At 55.2% G+C, this 18,256-nt stretch carries 18 protein-coding genes; 15 read left to right on the plus strand and 3 right to left on the minus strand.

Translation table 11 applies throughout. The features are described from left to right. Positions 1 to 32: 32 nt before the first annotated feature. The 6 genes from G340_RS0113405 (at position 33) to G340_RS0113430 (ending at position 7,827) form a co-directional block, all read left to right on the plus strand. Positions 33 to 1,079 carry an ABC transporter substrate-binding protein gene (locus G340_RS0113405; protein ID WP_020074161.1) on the plus strand — a complete coding sequence of 349 codons (1,047 nt, stop codon included), beginning with the start codon at positions 33 to 35 and terminating at the stop codon, positions 1,077 to 1,079. Next, a complete protein-coding gene (locus G340_RS0113410) occupies positions 1,076 to 1,837 on the plus strand; it encodes an ABC transporter permease (RefSeq protein ID WP_020074162.1) in 762 nt (253 codons plus the stop codon). Before G340_RS0113405 ends, G340_RS0113410 begins: the two co-directional genes overlap by 4 nt. Then, on the plus strand, positions 1,834 to 2,445 hold the full coding sequence (locus G340_RS0113415) for an ABC transporter ATP-binding protein (RefSeq protein ID WP_020074163.1): 612 nt from the start codon (positions 1,834 to 1,836) through the stop codon (positions 2,443 to 2,445). The genes G340_RS0113410 and G340_RS0113415 overlap by 4 nt, the downstream gene beginning before the upstream one ends. 212 nt (positions 2,446 to 2,657) lie before the next feature. Further along, complete coding sequence (locus G340_RS16870; RefSeq protein WP_033402291.1) at positions 2,658 to 4,568, plus strand: polysaccharide biosynthesis protein; 1,911 nt, start codon at positions 2,658 to 2,660, stop codon at positions 4,566 to 4,568. Positions 4,569 to 4,939: 371 nt separating this feature from the next. Next, positions 4,940 to 6,424, plus strand: coding sequence for a glycoside hydrolase family 10 protein (locus G340_RS0113425; protein WP_020074165.1), 1,485 nt, complete (start codon positions 4,940 to 4,942; stop codon positions 6,422 to 6,424). A 242-nt stretch (positions 6,425 to 6,666) separates the two neighbouring features. Then, positions 6,667 to 7,827, plus strand: a complete 1,161-nt coding sequence (locus G340_RS0113430; protein ID WP_020074166.1) for a cobalamin-independent methionine synthase II family protein — start codon at positions 6,667 to 6,669, stop codon at positions 7,825 to 7,827. A 124-nt stretch (positions 7,828 to 7,951) separates the two neighbouring features. Here G340_RS0113430 and G340_RS0113435 read toward each other — a convergent pair whose 3' ends face one another. Further along, on the minus strand, positions 7,952 to 8,512 hold the full coding sequence (locus G340_RS0113435; protein ID WP_027104008.1) for a hypothetical protein: 561 nt from the start codon (positions 8,510 to 8,512) through the stop codon (positions 7,952 to 7,954). Positions 8,513 to 8,527: 15 nt separating this feature from the next. Further along, complete coding sequence (locus tag G340_RS0113440) at positions 8,528 to 8,974, minus strand: cell wall hydrolase (RefSeq protein WP_020074169.1); 447 nt, start codon at positions 8,972 to 8,974, stop codon at positions 8,528 to 8,530. Between the two features lie 304 nt (positions 8,975 to 9,278). Here G340_RS0113440 and G340_RS0113445 point away from each other — a divergent pair, with 304 nt between their 5' ends. Together G340_RS0113445 and G340_RS0113450 are read left to right on the plus strand one after the other, a co-directional pair. Continuing rightward, positions 9,279 to 9,827: a hypothetical protein gene (locus tag G340_RS0113445; RefSeq protein WP_033402307.1), complete on the plus strand. Its 549-nt coding sequence runs from the start codon at positions 9,279 to 9,281 to the stop codon at positions 9,825 to 9,827. Between the two features lie 121 nt (positions 9,828 to 9,948). Beyond that, positions 9,949 to 10,146 (plus strand): alpha/beta-type small acid-soluble spore protein, encoded by a 198-nt coding sequence (locus G340_RS0113450; RefSeq protein WP_020074171.1) that lies wholly within the window; start codon positions 9,949 to 9,951, stop codon positions 10,144 to 10,146. Positions 10,147 to 10,235: 89 nt separating this feature from the next. Here G340_RS0113450 and G340_RS0113455 read toward each other — a convergent pair whose 3' ends face one another. Continuing rightward, positions 10,236 to 10,613 (minus strand): hypothetical protein, encoded by a 378-nt coding sequence (locus G340_RS0113455; RefSeq protein ID WP_020074172.1) that lies wholly within the window; start codon positions 10,611 to 10,613, stop codon positions 10,236 to 10,238. Positions 10,614 to 10,751: 138 nt separating this feature from the next. Here G340_RS0113455 and G340_RS0113460 point away from each other — a divergent pair, with 138 nt between their 5' ends. The 7 genes from G340_RS0113460 to G340_RS0113490 all read left to right on the plus strand — a co-directional run bounded on the left by G340_RS0113460 (position 10,752) and on the right by G340_RS0113490 (position 18,229). Beyond that, positions 10,752 to 13,154, plus strand: a complete 2,403-nt coding sequence (locus G340_RS0113460) for a transglycosylase domain-containing protein (protein ID WP_020074173.1) — start codon at positions 10,752 to 10,754, stop codon at positions 13,152 to 13,154. Positions 13,155 to 13,363: 209 nt separating this feature from the next. Next, a complete protein-coding gene (locus tag G340_RS0113465; protein ID WP_020074174.1) occupies positions 13,364 to 13,804 on the plus strand; it encodes an ACT domain-containing protein in 441 nt (146 codons plus the stop codon). A gap of 118 nt (positions 13,805 to 13,922) precedes the next feature. Further along, entirely contained in the window at positions 13,923 to 15,167 is a 1,245-nt protein-coding gene (locus tag G340_RS0113470; RefSeq protein ID WP_020074175.1) for a homoserine dehydrogenase, read from the plus strand. 26 nt (positions 15,168 to 15,193) lie between these two features. Then, entirely contained in the window at positions 15,194 to 16,099 is a 906-nt protein-coding gene (gene thrB, locus G340_RS0113475) for a homoserine kinase (RefSeq protein ID WP_020074176.1), read from the plus strand. A gap of 34 nt (positions 16,100 to 16,133) precedes the next feature. Further along, the gene (locus tag G340_RS0113480; protein ID WP_020074177.1) at positions 16,134 to 17,354 is read left to right on the plus strand and encodes an aspartate kinase; all 1,221 of its coding nucleotides are present in this window, start codon (positions 16,134 to 16,136) and stop codon (positions 17,352 to 17,354) included. Between the two features lie 98 nt (positions 17,355 to 17,452). Then, positions 17,453 to 17,932 carry a relaxase/mobilization nuclease domain-containing protein gene (locus G340_RS0113485; protein ID WP_154653217.1) on the plus strand — a complete coding sequence of 160 codons (480 nt, stop codon included), beginning with the start codon at positions 17,453 to 17,455 and terminating at the stop codon, positions 17,930 to 17,932. A gap of 30 nt (positions 17,933 to 17,962) precedes the next feature. Further along, the gene (locus G340_RS0113490) at positions 17,963 to 18,229 is read left to right on the plus strand and encodes a hypothetical protein (RefSeq protein ID WP_020074179.1); all 267 of its coding nucleotides are present in this window, start codon (positions 17,963 to 17,965) and stop codon (positions 18,227 to 18,229) included. The last annotated feature ends 27 nt before the right edge of the window (positions 18,230 to 18,256 follow it).

Consider the following 18,256-nt stretch of genomic DNA (forward strand, 5'->3'; position numbering starts at 1 on the left):
GTGCGGAACCCAAGGATGGAAAGAGGGATATTATGAGATTTACGAAAAAAATTGCGGGTTTGGTGCTGTCCGCGGCGCTTTTGGCAGTTTCTGCCGGGTGTGCTGGTCAGCCTGCCGCTTCTTCCTCCGCGGCCGAAGCGCCGCAGAGCAGTACCGTATCTGCCGCGGAAAAAACGCAGATGCGTGTCGGCGTGCTGAAAGGGCCTACCGGCCTCGGCATGCTCCAGGTGATGGAGAATAACGACAAAAAGACCGCCGCGAATGCGTATGCCTTTACCGTGGCAGGTAGCCCCGATGAGGTGGTGGCCAAGCTGGTTTCCGGCGAGCTGGACGCGGCCGCCGTCCCCACCAATCTGGCGGCCGCCCTTTACAACAAAACAAAGGGCGGTGTGCGCCTTGCGGCAATCAACACGCTGGGGATTTTGTATCTGGTCACCGGCGATGAGAGCATTAAGAGCATTGCGGATCTGAAGGGCAAAACCGTCTATTCCTCCGGCCAGGGCGCCGTGCCGGAATACGCGCTGGATTACATCCTGACGGCGAACGGCCTGAAAGACGATGTGAAGGTGGAGTACCTTTCCGAGCACAGCGAGGTCGCGTCGCAGCTTTTGGCGGGTAAGATTACCACGGCGGTTCTGCCCGAGCCCTTTGTAACTCAGGTCACCGCCAAGAACGCAAAGCTGAAACCCGCGCTGGATTTGACCGATGAGTGGGAGCGCGCGGTGCAGAAGGCCGATCAGGGCTCGAGCGTTCTCACCATGGGCGCGCTGGTCGTGCGCAGCGAATTTGTCAAGCAGAATCAGGGGGTTTTCGACAGCTTTTTGTCCGAATACCAGAAGTCCGTGGACTATGTCAATCAGAATCCCCAGCCGGCGGGCGCTCTGTCTGAAAAATACGACATTATGCCCGCGGCGGTCGCGCAGAAGGCGATCCCGAACTGCAATATCGTTTTTATCGCGGGGAACGACATGCGGGTTAAGACAGAGGACTTTCTCAAGGTGCTCTACGAGTATAATCCCAAGTCCATCGGCGGCGCGTTCCCGAAGGACGACTTTTATTACCTGAACGCAGCGGGATGAGCCGGGGTGCGATCGGCCGCGCTGCGCGCGTGCTTGGCGTAGCGGCGTTCTGGCTTGCGGTTTGGCAGCTGTTATATCAAAGTGTAGGACAGGAGATCCTTCTGGTATCTCCTGCCCAAACTTTATCCCGTGTTTTTGAGCTGTCCTGCCGGGCGGATTTCTGGGTTTCCGCCGGTGGATCACTGTACAACGTAGCGGCCGGGTTCGTGTGCGCCTCTCTTTTGGGGGTCGTGCTGGGGGCGCTCTGCTGCCGCTTCCGCTTTCTGTATCAGCTCATTTACCCGCTGCTCAGCGCGGTAAAGGCGACTCCGGTGGCCTCTTTTATTATTCTGGCGCTCGTGTGGCTGCAGTCGGTCAGAGTCCCGGCGTTTATCGCGGGGCTGATCGTTCTGCCCATCGTATTCGGCAACGTTTGCCAGGGCGCGGCGGCGGCCGACCGCGAGCTGCTGGAAATGGCACGCGTATTCCGCCTTGGGCGGTGGAAAACGCTGCGGTACATTTATCTGCCTACGGTGGCGCCGTACCTTGCGGCGGCCTTCACCACCGGCATGGGCCTGGCGTGGAAAGCGGGCGTGTCGGCGGAGGTGCTGGCTAACGTGAGAAGCTCCATCGGCGGCCGGATTTACGGCGCGAAAATCTATCTGGATACCGCGGATTTGTTCGCGTGGACGGCGGTGGTCGTGGTGCTGAGCGTGGCGCTGGAGCGGCTGCTGCTGGCCTGCTTTCGCCGGATACCTTGGGGGGAGGGAAAGCCTTGAAGCTCGAGCACCTGAACCAGGCGTACGGGGAGCGCGCCGTACTGCGGGATTTTTCTCTGGAGCTGCCCGATTCCGGCACGGTTTGCCTGTTTGGCCCCTCCGGGTGCGGCAAAACGACGCTGCTGAACTGCCTTGCGGGGATTTTGACGCCGCAAGGCGGAACGATTACGGGCCTTTCTGGGAAACGGATTTCGTATGTGTTTCAGGAGAGCCGTCTTCTGCCCTGGGCGACCGTGCTGGAAAATGTAGAGCTTGTGCTCCCGCCGAACCACACCCAAACGGCGCTGGAGTGGATTTCGCGCGCGGGGCTTCTGCCGTATGCCGGGCAGTACCCGCGAAAGCTGTCCGGCGGCCAGCGGCAGAGGGTCTCCTTCGCGCGGGCGCTGGCCTACGGCGGCGACGTGCTTTTGCTCGACGAGCCGTTTCACGCGCTCGACCGGGCGGCGGCGCAGGAAATGTCGGCGCTTTTGCAGCAGTCGTTTCCCGAATCGCTGAAAATCCTCGTCACTCACAGCCGCGAGGAGGCAGAGCGGCTTTCCGACCGCATTTATTTTTTGGAGGGCCCGCCGCTTCGCGTCGTTTCCTGCCGGGAGCAAACGGCGCGATAATACGGTTCGGTTTCGGAATAATAATTTGAAATGCGGCGTTTTCAGTTCCTGCAGGCCCAGAGAAGCAATGCGAATTTCTTCTTGAGCGGCATGATGGGAAGTGCATGGCGATCTGTCCTATCAAAATTAACGATTTCCGTATTTCATTTGTTGTGCAGTTGTGATATACTCTATAAGTTAATATTTCACAATGGCTTTTGGGAGTAGTTTACATGAAGAATAAAAGGGTTAGTATGTTTTACACGCTGCCGCAGATTTTGCTGGACATCGTGTGTATTTACGCCAGCTATTGGATCGCCTTTATTCTGCGGCTGGATAATAAGGTTCCCCCGAATTACGTCGATGCCTTCCAGCACTTTATGCCGTGGGCGACGATCATTTGTCTGGCGGTATTCGCACTTTCCAGATTTTACAACACCATGTGGCAGTTTGCCAGTCTGGACGAGCTGATCCAGATCTGCTTCGGCACGGGCTTTGCCGGTGTGCTGCTGCTGGTGCTGGGGTATACGGTCTTTAACCCCGAGCGTTTTCCGTTTACCGTGTACGTGATGGGCGGCATTTTGATGCTGCTGTTCGTTGGCTTCTCGCGCTTCAGCTTCCGCCTGATGCGCCGGGCCAGAAAAAAGAACGAGCTCTCCAGACGCAAGGACAAGGAGGAGTTCCACCGGGTAATGATCATCGGTGCGGGTGAGACCGGCTCTATGATCATCAAGGAGATGAAAAGCGCTCCCGAAACCAGCGGGATTCCCGTCGTCGCGATCGACGACAACCGTGCCAAGCGCGGCAGCCGCATCCATGGCGTGAAGGTGGTGGGCGGCCGTGAAAGCATCATCCGCGCTGCGGCGCGCTATAATGTAGACCAGATTCTGCTGGCGATCCCCACCTCCAAGAAAAAGGATTTGCAGGAGATTCTGCAGATCTGCTCCAAAACCGGCTGCCAGTTGAAAACCGTGCCCGAGTACAGCGAGGTGCTGGAAAACGGTGTCGATACGCAGTCGATCCGCGATGTGGAGATCACCGACCTTCTGGGCCGCGATGAAATCACGCTCGACGTGGACGAAATCTGCGGCTACCTGAAGGACAAAACCGTGCTGGTAACGGGCGGCGGCGGCTCAATCGGCTCCGAACTGTGCCGGCAGATCGCGCTGTTCAATCCGAAAAAAATCATTATTTTCGATATTTATGAAAACAATGCCTACGACCTGCAAAACGAGCTACTCATGCGCTTCAAGCGCCTGAATCTGGAGGTTCTGATCGGCTCGGTGCGCGATGCCGTCCGCGTCAACCACGTATTTGAGGTTTGCCGCCCCGACGTCGTGTTCCACGCGGCGGCGCACAAGCATGTGCCGTTGATGGAGCTGAGCCCCGGCGAAGCGGTGAAGAACAATGTGTTCGGCACGCTGAATGTGGCAAAAGCCGCGGATAAGTACGGCGTAAAGCGCATGGTGCTGATCTCAACCGATAAGGCCGTGAACCCCACAAATGTGATGGGCGCCACCAAGCGCATCTGCGAGCTGATCATTCAGTATTTCAGCCGCCACAGCAAAACGGATTTTGTGGCAGTGCGCTTCGGCAACGTGCTGGGCAGCAACGGCAGCGTGATTCCGTTGTTCAAAAAGCAGATCGCGTCCGGCGGGCCGGTCACGGTTACCCACCCGGACATCATCCGCTATTTCATGACGATCCCCGAGGCGGCGCGTCTGGTGCTGCAGGCGGGCGGTATGGCTAAGGGCGGCGAAATCTTTGTGCTGGACATGGGCCAGCCGGTCAAAATCGCCGATCTTGCACGCAACCTGATCCGCCTTTCCGGGTATGAGCCGGACGTCGATATCAAAATCGTCTATACGGGTCTGCGTCCCGGCGAGAAGCTGTACGAGGAGCTCTTGCTCGACAGTGAGGGCGGCTGCGCCAAAACCTCTCACGAGCTGATCTACATCGGCACGCCGATTCCGTTCAGCGAAGAGACCTTTCTCAGCGAACTCGATACGCTGCGCCATTGCGCGGGTGTCGACAACGTCAGGATGATGGAGATCATTCACCATCTGGTGCCCACGTACACCGGCCACGCGGAAAAGAGCGACGCTCTGGCGCAGGCGGAGGAAGAAAAGGAAACAGAAGCATAACAAACGGTTCGCGTTCCTGAACGATTCCATTGAAAACGGACAGAAACAGAACAGCCTCCCGTCGTAGATGAAAACTACGGCGGGAGGCCTTTTTTATCTTTGCCCGTTTGATGCGGTGCAGTTCATTGGTCCAGCCGTGTCGGCGGGAACATCTGCCGGCGGAGTAAAGCCTTGGAAAAGATAACCGCAGTATTCAGAGGCAGGGAATATTTAGTAATTGTGGGTTCCCTATTGTGCCGGGTTCGTACTCTCTTTATAATGAAAATAAAACCAATGAAAAATAATCCATTGGAAAAAGACGGATATGACCCTTTCAAGCGCCCGGTGCGTTTGGCAGAGAGTCAAGCCCGAACAGCAAAAGGAGAACAACGATGAAAAAGCGATCTGTATGGGGAAGATGCCTCGCCGTCCTGATGACCGCCGTGACGCTGGTGCTGCCGGGTGTGCAGGCGGGGGCGAAGCAGAGCACAGGGACGCGCACGCTGATGATGGATACCAGAAGCTACCAGATGGCGCCCGGAAATCTGTACGACATCAAGGTGTCGGTGAACGGCGCAAACGTCAGCTCTTCGGACGCTGTGGTGTATTCCTCGCGCGATTCCGTCGCCAGGGTCAGCCGGATTGCCGGAACAGACAAGTACCGCGTCACGGCCTTGCGGGAAGGAACTACCTATGTGACTTCCGAGGTGTACGGCGTTCACGCCTCTGTTCGCATAACGGTGAAAAAAGGCGTGCAAAAGCGGGGTGAGGCCAACCGCTCCGTCACAGTGATCGGCACGGCGACTTCACAAAGCGAGATGCGTGCGGTGTGGATACCGTATATGAGCCTTGATATGAGCGGGCAGCCCGATCGGAGCGAAGCGGCCTTCCGCAGAAAATTTGACACCCTTGTCTCTCAGGCGAAGAACAGCGGTATGAATACCCTGATCGTTCATGTGCGCCCATTCGGCGATTCGCTGTATCCCTCCGCTTATTATCCCTGGTCGCACCTGCTCACCGGCACGCAGGGAACATCGCCGGGGTACGATCCGCTGGCCTATATGGTTCAGGCCACACATCAGGCTGGGCTGAAATTTCACGCCTGGGTGAATCCGTTGCGCGTTTCCTTAAAAGGGCTTCCGAAGTCCTTTTCCTCCGATAATCCGGCGGTGATTTGGAAGAACGATGCCTCGAAGCAGAACTGGACGATGGAATGGAACGGCGAATGGTATTATAACCCCGGCATTACCGAGGTGCGCGACCGGATCGTGTCCGGTGTGCGCGAGATCGTTCAGAATTACGATGTGGACGGCGTTCAGTTCGACGATTATTTTTATCCCACCACGGCCTCCGCAATCGACAGCGTGTCGTACCTTGCCAGCGGAACCTCGCTGTCTGTCGCCGACTGGCGGCGGCAGAATATCAATGCGCTGGTCTCCGAGGTATACGCGGCGGTCAAGCAGACAAAGCCAGCCGTTTTGTTCGGCATTTCCCCGCAGGCCAATCTTCAGAATAACCGGAACATGGGTGCCGATGTCGCCACATGGGGCAGTCAGGCCGGGTATGTCGATTATCTTTGCCCGCAGCTGTACTTCAATTCCAGAAACGCGGTGATGCCCTTCGACGCAACGGCGGTCACCTGGCGTAAGCTGGTGACGAACCCGGGTGTGAAGCTGTATTTCGGCCTGGCGCTGTATAAGGCCGATTCCAATGCGGACGGCGGCACCTGGATTACCCCTGGCTCCGTGATGGCGTATCAGATTCAAAAAAGCAGGAGTCTTGGCGCAAACGGATTTATGCTGTATTCCGCCGCGTTTCTGGAAAACCGCCAGACCGGCTCCGAGATGGCGCAGGTGAAAAAGCTGCTTCATATGTAATGCAAACGAGAGTGCGATCAGGAAAACGCGGTTATATGGCAAATCGTGCGGAACCTGCATATCGTAAATGGAAAAGGAGGAGCTGTCCTTTACGGGGCGGCTCCTCTTTGATTCCCGCAACGGGTGGGTGCCGGGGAATGGGGTATAGGAAATAGCTATAATGCAATATAGGATAATAGAGTTACCATATATGTTTTGTTATGGGTTATAATAGCCTCATCAAATATTAGGAGGGCTTCCCAATGAGCAAGAGATTTCAAACAGTCGGCAGTTTGCTGCGCCCCCAAAAACTGCTGAACTACAAACATCAGATTGAACAGCGCGACGACATCACCTACCCGTTTTATGCGGATTTTGAAGGGTATGAGGAATGCGAGTTTGAAGCAACCAAAGACGTGGTGAACCGTCAGATTCAGCACGGCCTTGAAATTATTACAGACGGCGAATACTCCAAATCCATGTGGCATCTGGATTTTGTCTGGGGCCTGAAGGGCATCAGCCGCTATATTGCGGATCACGGCTATTTCTTCCGCGATAAGGATCAAACCCAGAAATATGAGACGCGCCGCGACATCGGCCTGCGGATTACCGAGCCCCTCAGCGGGCGGAACCACCATTTTATTCAGGTGTTCAAAAGGCTTCAGTCCATTGCAGGCGGAAGAGAAACCAAGATTTGCGTTCCGTCTCCGTCGCATATTTTCGGTGAGCTTTCGTGGTCTGGCAATATCGGCGGCAAGGATTCCGTCTATTCCACCACCCAGGAATTAAAGGCGGGGCTTGTGCAGGCATACCGGGAATTTGTTGAGGAATACGCCGCGGCGGGAGGGAAGATCCTGCAGTTCGACGACTGCCTGTGGGAGATTTTCGCCGACGATAATCCCAATTCTCCGTATACGGGCGAGAATATCGATCAGGAGTCGGTTCGGTCTTTGGCGTCGGAGTTTATTGACATCAACAACACGATCATCGATTTTGGCCACAGTCTCGGGCTGAAGGTGTGGACGCACAACTGCCGCGGAAACTATGATTCCCGCAACATGGGCGGCGGTTCGTACCTGAAGATCGCCAATTTGTTCCTCAAGCAGCTGAAGTACGACCGTTTCTTCCTGGAGTGGGACGACGACAGAGCCGGTTCGCTGGAAGCGCTCGCCGTGTTCCAGGAGAAGCCCGGCACGGAAGTCGTACTCGGTCTGCTGTCAAGCAAAACAAACACGCTGGACGACGAAGCCCGCGTGCTCAGACTGCTGGACGAGGCGTCTCAGATTATCCCGAAAGAGCGTCTGCTCCTTTCGCATCAGTGCGGCTTTGCCTCCTGCGACGGCGGCAACGAACTGACGGAAGACGAGCAGTGGGCAAAAATCGATCAGGGCCAAAAAATCGCTTTGCAGTACTGGGGCGAATGATTGCCGAGGCTTTTGTCCTATTCGTGCGGTAGCAGCCGTACTTTACGATTGCACCATTATGAAATGGAAAAGGCTCCGTTCCCTTAGCATATAGGGAGCGGAGCTTTTGATTGGCCATTTTTTGTTAATAATAGAAGCGGATAAATTTGATGTTGTAAAAATCGCAGGCCAACAAATCGTCGGTGTCGGATTCATTGATCAGAATATAGTTTGCGCCCACACCCAGCAATGTGCCGGAGCGGTCGGTCATGGTGTTGGTGCCCAGCAGAAATTCTACCCGCACGCGCCGCCCGATCTGCGTGCGCAGAAAGCCGTTCAGGTATTGCAGGCTTTCCACCGTCATGGGCATCGGCTGGTTCAGGTCGGTAATCGCGCCGCTGAAGGCCTCCGGCGGCGTGTTGGGCACAAAGCCGGTCGAGCCGGGAACAGGGGGAATCTGCGCCAGTGCCGTGGAGGGCGATGCGCCGGCCGGCTGCTGAAAGCTGACCTGCTGGTACGGTGTGGAAGGAACAGCAGAGGTCATGGACGGCATAGTCTGCGGCGGAATTTGTGCCGCCATTTGGCTCTGCGCGCTCGCGGTCTGGGTTGTGCTTTGCGCGGCGGGCGGCCAGGCGGGCATCCCGCAGGATGGGCAGGCTCCGGTTTGGGAATAAACCGCGCTGTAACCCGTGTTTGGTTGATTCATGGTGATGTCACCTCATTATGTGAGTTTGTATTTTTCGGTGGGGGCGTAAAAGCAGTGCTGGTAGATATGGCTGTAAAAGGTGCCGACGCCGCCGGGCGGGAATTCATTCGGGCAGGTAGGGCGGTATGGATTGAAGTAGAACAGGCTGTTTCCAACGCCGGCGAAGACATTGCCGGCCATGACGGCGTCGGCAATCTGGTAGTGAATCTCCTCCGGATCCATATTATAAATGTTCTGCGCATTGTATTGTCCGCCCACAGTGGTCATCATGCAGGTAAATTGGCCGGGCTGTTCAATAATGTTGCGGATGTTGCCGCCTTGACTGACCCGAAAAAATTCGCCGTAGGGAACATTGGCTCTGTTTACCACAATGGTGGCCACGGCGTTCATTCCGTTGTCGCCTTCGCCCCCGGCCTCGCATTTGATCAGCCTTGCCAGCAGTTCTCTTTCATTATAGGGCATATAAGCTCATCCCTCGCTTGATACAATTGGCGAAAAGTTGCCTTAACAACAGTATATGGTTGTACTTTGATTCTGACACAAAATACTTTTTTAGCAGTAAACCACATAAACCGTCGGCGCCGATTTATAATAATACTTACATCTGTGTTAAAAATAAAAAATGTGCCGTATCCTTTCCGCCGAAGGCGGGAGAGATACGGCAGCGGCGACGACGGGGGGATCGGCGGAGTTGAATGGGGAGCGTATGGCCGATTTTACGGAAACGTGCGGTTCGCAATTCGTCGGTAACGGAAAGAGGGAGAGCATGAAAACCATTCTGTTGTGCGGAAAACAAAGCGATACGGTGATTTCTCAGGCGATGATCGACGTGCTGCGCAGGTATGGACGGGTGCAGTATTATAATGGAATACAGCTCAGCAGCGCACCCGGGGAAACTCCCGGCGTTTTTTGTATTTACGATTGTGAGCGGCTGCCGGCTTTGAGCACGCCGGATTCCGTTTTGGTTTTTAAGAACAGCTTTACACCGTCCTCAGAGCCGGTCAGGCTGCCGCACGGGATTCCCGCGGTATTCAGCTCACGCTGCGAAAAAGCGGCCGAACAGCTCAAGGGCGCTCCCGTGATTCCGGTGGCGTGCGGCACATCCTCCAAAGACACGCTCAGCGTGGCCAGCCTGACGGAGGGTAGCGCGTGCGTCAGCTTGCTGCGCAGCCTGTGCACCCTCACCGGCGAAATCCTCGAGCCAAAGGATATTTCCGTTGCGCTGCAGCGCGAAATGGGCACGTATTCTCTGCTGGCGGCCTGCGCCGTATGCCTTTTGTGCGGCATCGATTCCGAGCCGGGCTACCGGTTTTAATTTTTCAAAAAATTGTCAGTCATAAAAAAAGAGCGTCCGCACACAATAAGGATGCAGACGCACAAAGAGTTCTACAATCAATTTCAATTACAAATTCAAAAAGATTAGGAGTGTATTATTTATGGCTAGAAGTAGCAATCAGGCAGTGGTTCCTCAGGCTCGTGAGGCACTGAACAAGTTTAAGATGGAAGCCGCTTCCGAGGTTGGCGTAAACCTGAAGCAGGGCTATAACGGCGATTTGACCTCTCGTGAGGCCGGTTCTGTTGGCGGCCAGATGGTCAAGAAAATGATCGAGTCTTACGAACAGAACATGAAATAAGCTTCTGTCGTATAGCGGAGCCCCATACCCGGTCGGGTATGGGGCTCCAAACTTTTTTAGGGGGAAAGGCGGATCGCGGAGGCTTTGCTTTAGCTTTCGTAATCCTCCCGAATCCGCTGGAGCTCGGCGGTGGAATCCGCCTCGATTCCGGTGGTCAGCAGCAGCTGGTCGGTTTGAGGCAGGGAGGAAACATCCACGTCTATTATTTCAAACGGGGAGTTTTCCTCGTTTTTAAAGATGCCGATTTTACCGTTGTAAGCGCGCACCAGGTAGCTGTCCTGCTGGCTGGTCATGGCGGGCAGGTTACCGTTTTCTTGACTTGAGGGGGCATTTGAGGTAAAATGAATCTGATTTTCTGATGCGGAAGAAGCGGGAGCTCCGCTTACCTGAGGACTGAAATGTGCGATCAGCATCAGGCCGACCAGGACCAGTACGGTACACACGGCAAGACTGACGATTTTTTTCAAAGAGAATCACCTCAGCGATAGTATTAGATGATGATTGGAAAATTATTCATAACTTTGCAAGATTACCGGTATAATGTGCCATCCTATAAATACGGGGATTTCAGGCACAGCCAAATACGCATAAGGAGGTGACCGCCTATGAGGAAAACCGATTTGAATAAATATGTCGGTGCGCCTGAGACCGGCCGTGCCGCAAGCGCATCGATTGCCGTAAGGATTGCTTTGAAAGGGCTGTACAGCGTCATAGCGGTTCTGGCGGTTGCCGGAGTGATCGTGCTGGTTTTTTTGACTTCTTTTATCCTGGGCTTTCGGAATGAATCCATTAAAATGGATCTGAATAATCTGAAGCTCAACTATACCAGCTTTATTTATGTAAACGACGATTCGGGCCAGCCGGTGGAATATCAGCGGCTTTACAGCTCGGAAAACCGCATTTGGGTGGACTACGACAAAATTCCCAGAAATATGAAAAACGCGATGGTCGCAATTGAAGACAAGCGGTTTATGGAACATAACGGAGTGGACTGGATTCGTACAGCCGGCGCTGTGACCACACTGGTTACCAAGGGCGGCAGCTACGGCGGCTCAACCATTACGCAGCAGCTGGTGAAAAACATTACCGGCGATAACGAGGTAAGCCTGACCCGTAAGGTGAAGGAGATTTTTCGCGCCGTCAATCTGGATTCCCGCTATTCCAAGGAACAGATTCTGGAAGCGTACCTGAACGTCGTCAACTACGGCAGCGGGTGCCAGGGCGTGCAGGCGGCGGCAAACCTGTATTTCGGCAAAGACATCAGCCAGGCTTCTCTGGCCGAGTGTGCTTCCATCGCGGCCATCACGCAGAATCCGTATAAGTATAACCCGCTCAATTTTCCCGAAAACAATAAGACCCGCCAGCGGCTCGTGCTGGGCGAAATGCTCAACCAGCAGATGATCAGCCAGGACGAGTACAACAGCGCCATGGAGGAATCGAACCACATGGTGTTTGTGGGCCGTAAAGACGAAAACGTGGTCAACGACAGCCCGGTGTGGAACTGGTATATCGACGCCATGTTTGAGGATATTGTCGAAGACTTGCAGACGACGCAGGGAATCTCGAAGGATAAGGCAGTTTATATGATGTACCACGGCGGCCTGAAAATTTACTGCGCCATGGATCAGAAGGCGCAGAACGCGGCGGAGGAGGTTGTTTCCGGCGACAACATGCCGTCAGATCCAAAAATTCAGCTGGGCTATTATATGATGGACTACAATGGCCGTGTGCTTGCCACCGTTGGCCGGCGCGGTGAAAAGGCGGGGAACCGCCTTTTGAGCTACGCGACGGACAGCCAGCGGCAGCCCGGTTCTTCCATTAAGCCGATCGCATCCTACGGCCCGGCGGTGGACATGGGCGTGATCAATTATTCCTCGATTCTGCCCGACGAGCCGGTGGATAATTATTTTGCCGGCGGAAAGCCCGGCCCGAACAACTGGTATAAAAAGTTTTATGGCCCGATCACGGTGCAGCGCGCGCTGGAGATTTCCTCCAACGCCGCGGCGGCGCAGCTTGTAAAAAGAATTTCTCCCACCACGTCGTACCGCTTTTTGACGGATCAGCTGCACTTTACCCACCTGAACCCCAAAACGGACAGCGTGCAGATCGCGGCCATGGCGATCGGCGGCATGAACGGCGGCGTCACGGTGAAAGAGATGACGGCGGCCTACCAAATGTTCGGCAACGGCGGCCAGTACAATAAGCCCTATACCTATTACTATGTGGAGGACCACGACGGCAACGTGATTCTGGACAATCGGCAGAACACGGGCACGCAGGTCATCAAGTCCACCACCTCCACCATCATGAACCGCCTGCTGCGCAATGTTGTGTACGGTTCTGAGGGAACCGGCGGCGGCGCGGCGGTGAGCGGCTGGGAGGTGTTCGGCAAAACCGGCACCACCGATGAGGATAAGGACAGCTGGTTTGTCGGCGGCACGCCCTACGCGGTGGCCGGTATTTGGACGGGCTATGAAACGCCCAAATCGCTGTCTTACGGGCAAAAGGAAAATTACACCAAGTGGGCTGCCAAAATCTGGCGGAACATCATGGCCAAATATCTGGACGGAAAGAAGAAACTTTACTTCCGGTATGATTCCAATGTGGTTTCCGCCACCTTCCGAACGGATAACGGAAAGCTGTCCGGCGCGGACGTCGGCGCTCCCACCAAAACGGGATGGTATGAGCGCGGCAATATGCCGGAGGTGGATACCAGCCCGCCTGTGAGTTCTTCCCCCGCATCGGACATTCTTTCGGAGCCGGAGCAGTCGGAGCCCGAGAATTCCCAGTGGGAGACCTCGCACCCGTCCAATCCCGAAACCAGCTCGAAGCCGGGCGGGGAGAATTCCTCCCCCGCAAGCTCCCGGCCGTCCTCCTCCCATTCACAGGGGAACGGAAACGGCAACGGCAATGAAAACGGAAATGGGAACGGGGATGAACATGGCCCCGGACAGGACGATAACGGCCTGTGGGTTCCGCCGGATACCGAAATCCGCCCCGGGGGCTGAGGCCCGCAGAAGGACAAAATACGCAAAAGCTCTCGAAAGATCATTTTCTTTCGGGAGTTTTTTTCTGCCCGTTTGCCCTTCGGTTCGTCAAAGCATACGGGTTTTTCAAGGGAAAGGCGTGGAATTTTACACTTTTGGCTATTGAATTTCACGGTGGAAAATGATAAACTGTACCTTAATACAATACAATAGTTCGCGGGTGGTGGACAATGAAAGAGCCAACTTTCTTTCTGGTGGATAAAAAGGTTCTGCCAAAGGTATATTCCAAGGTTGTGGAAGCCAAGCAGTATATCATGAATTCTGAGGCCGCCAGCACGTCCGAGGCGGCGCGGATGGCGGGGATTTCCCGCAGCGTGTTTTACAAATACAAGGATTCCGTGTATCCTTACCAGCCGGAAGCCACAAACCGGATTCTGACGATACAGGCGGTGCTGTACGACCGCCCCGGCGTTTTGATGTCGCTGGTGTCGGAATTCTACGGGGCGGGGGCCAATATTCTGACGATTAACCAGAATATCCCCGTCAGCGGCAAGGCGATGGTTTCGATCTCCGCGCGAATCAACAACATGATGGGTACGGTTGACGAGCTGCTGGCTCTGCTGAAAAATGTGGACGGCGTATGCAGCATTGACAATATTACCGATCAGTAGAGAAAATGCCGGTTTCATTTTGAAAGCGGCTGGGCGAATCGGGCAATTTCTCTCTCCTTTGGCGGAGGAAGGAATCAACGGCCTTGTTTCAGGGAAATTTGGATAAGGGGTGGAAGAAATGGTAGAAATCGCAATCATGGGGTATGGTGTGGTAGGCTCCGGTGTGGCGGAGGTTCTGTGCAACCATACCGAGAATATTGCCAAACGGGCAAAAGAGGAAATACGAATCAAATATATTCTGGACTTAAAGGAATTCCCCGAGGATCCGCTGGCGGATCGCTTTACGAAATCCTTTGACGATATTGTCAATGATCCGGAAGTGAAAATCGTGGTAGAGGTGATGGGCGGCCTGCATCCGGCATATGAATTTGTGCGCAGCTGTCTTTTGGCGGGCAAGAGCGTCGTTACCTCCAACAAAGAGCTGGTGGCGCAGAAGGGCGCAGACCTTCTCGCTCTGGCGCAGAAGCAGAACCTCAATTTTCTGTTCGAGGCCAGCGTCGGCGGCGGTATCCCGATCATTCGCCCCATGAGCCAGTGCCTCGCGGCGAATGACGTGATCGAGATCGACGGTATCCTCAACGGCACAACAAACTTCATTCTGACCAAGATGATCCGCGACCAGATGAATTTTGACGACGCGCTGGCCCTTGCGCAGAAGCTCGGCTACGCGGAGCGCAATCCCGCCGCGGACGTGGAGGGGTTGGACGCCTGCCGCAAGATCTGCATCCTGGCCTCTCTGGCGTTCGGCAAGCATGTGTACCCCGACCAGGTGCATACCGAGGGCATCACCAAGGTGACTTTGGCCGACGTGGAATACGCGGAGGTATGGGGCGGCGTGATCAAATTGATCGGCCGGGTCAAGATTCTGGAGAACGATCAGATTCATATCATAGTCTGCCCGATGTTTGTTCCCCGCAGCAGCCAGCTGGCCACGGTGGACGACGTGTTCAACGGCATTCAGGTGCGCGGCGATTCGATCGGCGACGTGGTGTTCTACGGCAAGGGCGCGGGTAAGCTGCCCACAGCCAGCGCCGTGGTGGCGGATGTGATCGACTGTGTACGGCACTTCAAGGCCCGCAAGTACCTGTTCTGGGATCAGGCCGTGCCAGACTACGTGCGCGACTACCGCAAGGATGCCGTCGCGTTTTATGTCCGCGCCAAATCCGAAGACCCGGCCTTTGCGCTGGGGCAGGCGGAGGGCCTTTTCGGGCCGGTTCGCCAGCTGGTGCGCAAGGGCGCGGAAAAAGACGAGGTCGCCTTTGTCACCGAGCTGTTGGTGGAAGAGGACTTCCTTGAAAAGCTGGAGCAGCTCAAAGAGGAAGGCGCAGAGGTTCTTTCCACTCTGCGCGTCGGCGAATTTTAATCAGCATAGAAAGAGGATATCCCGATATGATCAGAATACAAGTGCCGGCGACCAGCGCGAATTTGGGATCCGGTTTCGATGCGCTGGGAATCGCCCTCACCTTGTACAATCAGGTTTGGATGGAGGAGAGCGATACCCTTCAAATTGTGAGCAGAGATGCGACACCGGTGCCGCAGGATGAGCATAACCTGGTTTACTGGGCGGCAAAGCTGCTGTATGAGCGTTGCGGGCACAGCCCGCGCGGGCTGCATATTGAGCAGGAAAACAACATTCCCATGGCGCGCGGCCTGGGCAGCAGCTCGGCCTGCATTGTGGCCGGCCTGCTGGGCGCCAATCATCTTTTGGGAGGCCCGCTTGGCCGGCAGCAGCTAATCGATTTTGCGGCGGAGATTGAGGGCCACCCCGACAATACCACGCCGGCCCTTCTGGGTGGGCTCGTCACCTCGGCAATGGAGCGGGGGCGCGTGTACAGCGTCAGCGTGCCGGTATCCGAGAAAATCCGGTTCGCTGTTTTTGTACCCCCTTTTGAGTTGAAAACCGAAACGGCGCGCTCGGTGCTGCCGAAGGAGTATTCGCGGGAGGACGCGGTTTACAATCTGTCGCGTTCGGCGCTGATGACGGCCTCGCTCTTTTCGGGCAATCTTGAAAATCTGCGTGTGGCTGTGCAGGATCGCATTCATCAGCCGTACCGAAAGGGCCTGATCGACCACTGCGACAAGGTGTTTGAAATGTGCGCCGAGCTGGGTTCCCTCGGCACCTACATCAGCGGCGCGGGCTCGACCATCATCGCGATGGTGGAGGCCGGGCAGGCGGAGAATTTTGCGGAGCGCGCGCGGGCGCATATGGCGCAGTGGGGCGTGGCGGATTGGGCAATCTCGGTTCGCGGCGCGGAAGCGCACGGCGCCAGAGTATTTGAAGAAACAAATTCCTGATGAATTTTTATCTGATAATGGAGGAAAGAACGTTATGAGCTTGATCGTTCAGAAATTCGGCGGCAGCTCCGTGGCCAACGCGGAGCGTTTGCGCAACGTCGCCGATATCATCACCAAAACGTATTCCCAAAACAACGACGTGGTCGTTGTCGTGTCTGCGCAGGGCGACACAACGGATGACCTGATTGCCAAGGCCAAAGAGGTGAATTCCCGCCCTTCCAAACGGGAGATGGATATGCTTTTGACCGCCGGCGAGCAGATGTCCGCTTCGCTCCTCGCCATGACCATTGAGCAGATGGGATTCCCCGTCGTTTCGCTTCTCGGCTGGCAGGCGGGCTTTCTTACCGATACATCCTACGGCTCCGCCCGCATTAAGCGTGTGACGCCCGACCGCATCAAGAAGGAGCTGGATAAGCGCAACATCGTGGTCGTTACGGGCTTTCAGGGAATCAACCGCTACAACGACATGACCACTCTGGGCCGCGGCGGCTCCGACACCAGCGCCGTTGCGATTGCGGCCGTCATGCATGCGGATCTGTGCCAGATTTACACCGATGTGGAGGGTGTGTACACCGCCGATCCCCGCAAGATCAAAAACGCGAAGAAAATTGATGTCATTTCTTATGATGAAATGCTGGAGCTGGCCACGCTCGGCGCGCAGGTGCTGAACAACCGCTCTGTGGAAATGGCGAAAAAATATAATATCGAGCTGGAGGTTCTGTCCAGCTATAACCGGGTACCGGGTACGATTGTGAAGGAGGCAACCAAAATGGAAAAAATGTTGATCAGCGGCATTGCAAAGGATGACGGGGTAGCCCGCGTAGCGATTATCGGGGTACCGGACCGTCCTGGTTTGGCCTTTAAGGTATTTTCCAAGCTTTCTGCAAAGAATGTGAATGTCGATATTATTCTGCAGTCCATCGGCCGCAACGGCACAAAGGACATCAGCTTTACCGTTTCGGAGGATCACCTGCAGGCCACCATGGAGGTTCTCACCCCCTACGTGGAGCAGATTGGTGCTTCCAGCGTTGTATATGACGAGGACGTCGCGAAGATTTCCATCGTCGGCGCGGGCATGGAGACGCACCCCGGTGTAGCCGCGATGATGTTTGAAGCCCTGTTTGAGTCCAACATCAATATTCAAATGATCTCCACCAGCGAGATCAAGATTTCGGTTCTGATCGAGCGCAAGGACGCCGATAAGGCGGTTGCGGCGATCCACAACAAGTTCTTCCCCGAAGTCGTCGATCAATAAGCCTCCTTAATAACCGCCCCCAGCCGCCGATTGGGCGGCGCGGGCGGAAAAAGACCGGCTCCAAAGCATACGCGAAAGCGCCTGCCTCGGAGCCGGTCTTGATTTTTATTCTGTGTGGTTGGAAATGTGCGATGCTGATAGACACACACTGCGACACGGACAACCTGCACAACCATCTGCTGGTCAATTCGGTCCGCTTCAAAACTGGAATAAAGCTGCACCAGAACCAGGATGATTTGGTACAGCACCAAAAGATCAACGATGAAATTTGTCTGTCGCGTGGTCAGCCTGTGCTGGAGAGTTATCACAAAGGGCAGAAGAAAAAGCGCGCAATGGAGGGAGAATACCGTGCCGAGCATGGTTTTAGTCCCTTGACGCCGGAGCCGCCCGAAGGCTGGCTGGGGCAACTGGAGCAGACAAGACACCTTGGTAAGGATGTAATTGCTCTCGGTAAAAATCTGGAGTGTGCGGGCGATGTGCCGCCTCCCCTTGTGCCTCCTATATGGACGGACAGCAAGCAACACCAGCGAGAAGCGCTGAAATTTGCGGTAAAACGGCATATGCTGCGCAGCTATTAGGAAGAATCTGGATGAAAGGGGGCCCGCCTATTGAAAATTCAGATTGACCGTCAGAAAAAAATCGTGGAAATATGGCTGACCAATCAAGAGCAGCAGAACGTGGCGGTTATGGAAAGCCTTGCCGATTACTACCGTCAATATCAGGCTGAAAAATACAAGGTGGCGGTATTTCTTTCAGGTAAGCGTGAACTGAGAGGTCTGACGGAAGAATTGCTGCTGCACAACAGAAGGACAGCTGCTAAAGCGGAGCTGGCGCGGGAGGAGACCCAGCAAAGTGGGATGACAATGGGCATGTAAGATAAAACGGATGTAGTATTAAGCAGG

Origin of the sequence: Faecalispora sporosphaeroides DSM 1294, from assembly GCA_000383295.1 — a bacterium.
Lineage (GTDB): Bacteria > Bacillota > Clostridia > Oscillospirales > Acutalibacteraceae > Faecalispora > Faecalispora sporosphaeroides.

Excerpts from the sequence above, each read along its gene's own strand:
- G340_RS0113470 (WP_020074175.1), top strand. The coding sequence starts at position 13,923 with ATGGTAGAAATCGCAATCATGGGGTATGGTGTGGTAGGCTCCGGTGTG.
- G340_RS0113425 (WP_020074165.1), top strand. The coding sequence starts at position 4,940 with ATGAAAAAGCGATCTGTATGGGGAAGATGCCTCGCCGTCCTGATGACC.
- G340_RS0113410 (WP_020074162.1), top strand. The coding sequence starts at position 1,076 with ATGAGCCGGGGTGCGATCGGCCGCGCTGCGCGCGTGCTTGGCGTAGCG.
- thrB (WP_020074176.1), top strand. The coding sequence starts at position 15,194 with ATGATCAGAATACAAGTGCCGGCGACCAGCGCGAATTTGGGATCCGGT.
- G340_RS0113460 (WP_020074173.1), top strand. The coding sequence starts at position 10,752 with ATGAGGAAAACCGATTTGAATAAATATGTCGGTGCGCCTGAGACCGGC.
- G340_RS16870 (WP_033402291.1), top strand. The coding sequence starts at position 2,658 with ATGAAGAATAAAAGGGTTAGTATGTTTTACACGCTGCCGCAGATTTTG.
- G340_RS0113405 (WP_020074161.1), top strand. The coding sequence starts at position 33 with ATGAGATTTACGAAAAAAATTGCGGGTTTGGTGCTGTCCGCGGCGCTT.
- G340_RS0113445 (WP_033402307.1), top strand. The coding sequence starts at position 9,279 with ATGAAAACCATTCTGTTGTGCGGAAAACAAAGCGATACGGTGATTTCT.
- G340_RS0113450 (WP_020074171.1), top strand. The coding sequence starts at position 9,949 with ATGGCTAGAAGTAGCAATCAGGCAGTGGTTCCTCAGGCTCGTGAGGCA.
- G340_RS0113480 (WP_020074177.1), top strand. The coding sequence starts at position 16,134 with ATGAGCTTGATCGTTCAGAAATTCGGCGGCAGCTCCGTGGCCAACGCG.
- G340_RS0113430 (WP_020074166.1), top strand. The coding sequence starts at position 6,667 with ATGAGCAAGAGATTTCAAACAGTCGGCAGTTTGCTGCGCCCCCAAAAA.
- G340_RS0113465 (WP_020074174.1), top strand. The coding sequence starts at position 13,364 with ATGAAAGAGCCAACTTTCTTTCTGGTGGATAAAAAGGTTCTGCCAAAG.
- G340_RS0113435 (WP_027104008.1), bottom strand. The coding sequence starts at position 8,512 with ATGAATCAACCAAACACGGGTTACAGCGCGGTTTATTCCCAAACCGGA.
- G340_RS0113440 (WP_020074169.1), bottom strand. The coding sequence starts at position 8,974 with ATGCCCTATAATGAAAGAGAACTGCTGGCAAGGCTGATCAAATGCGAG.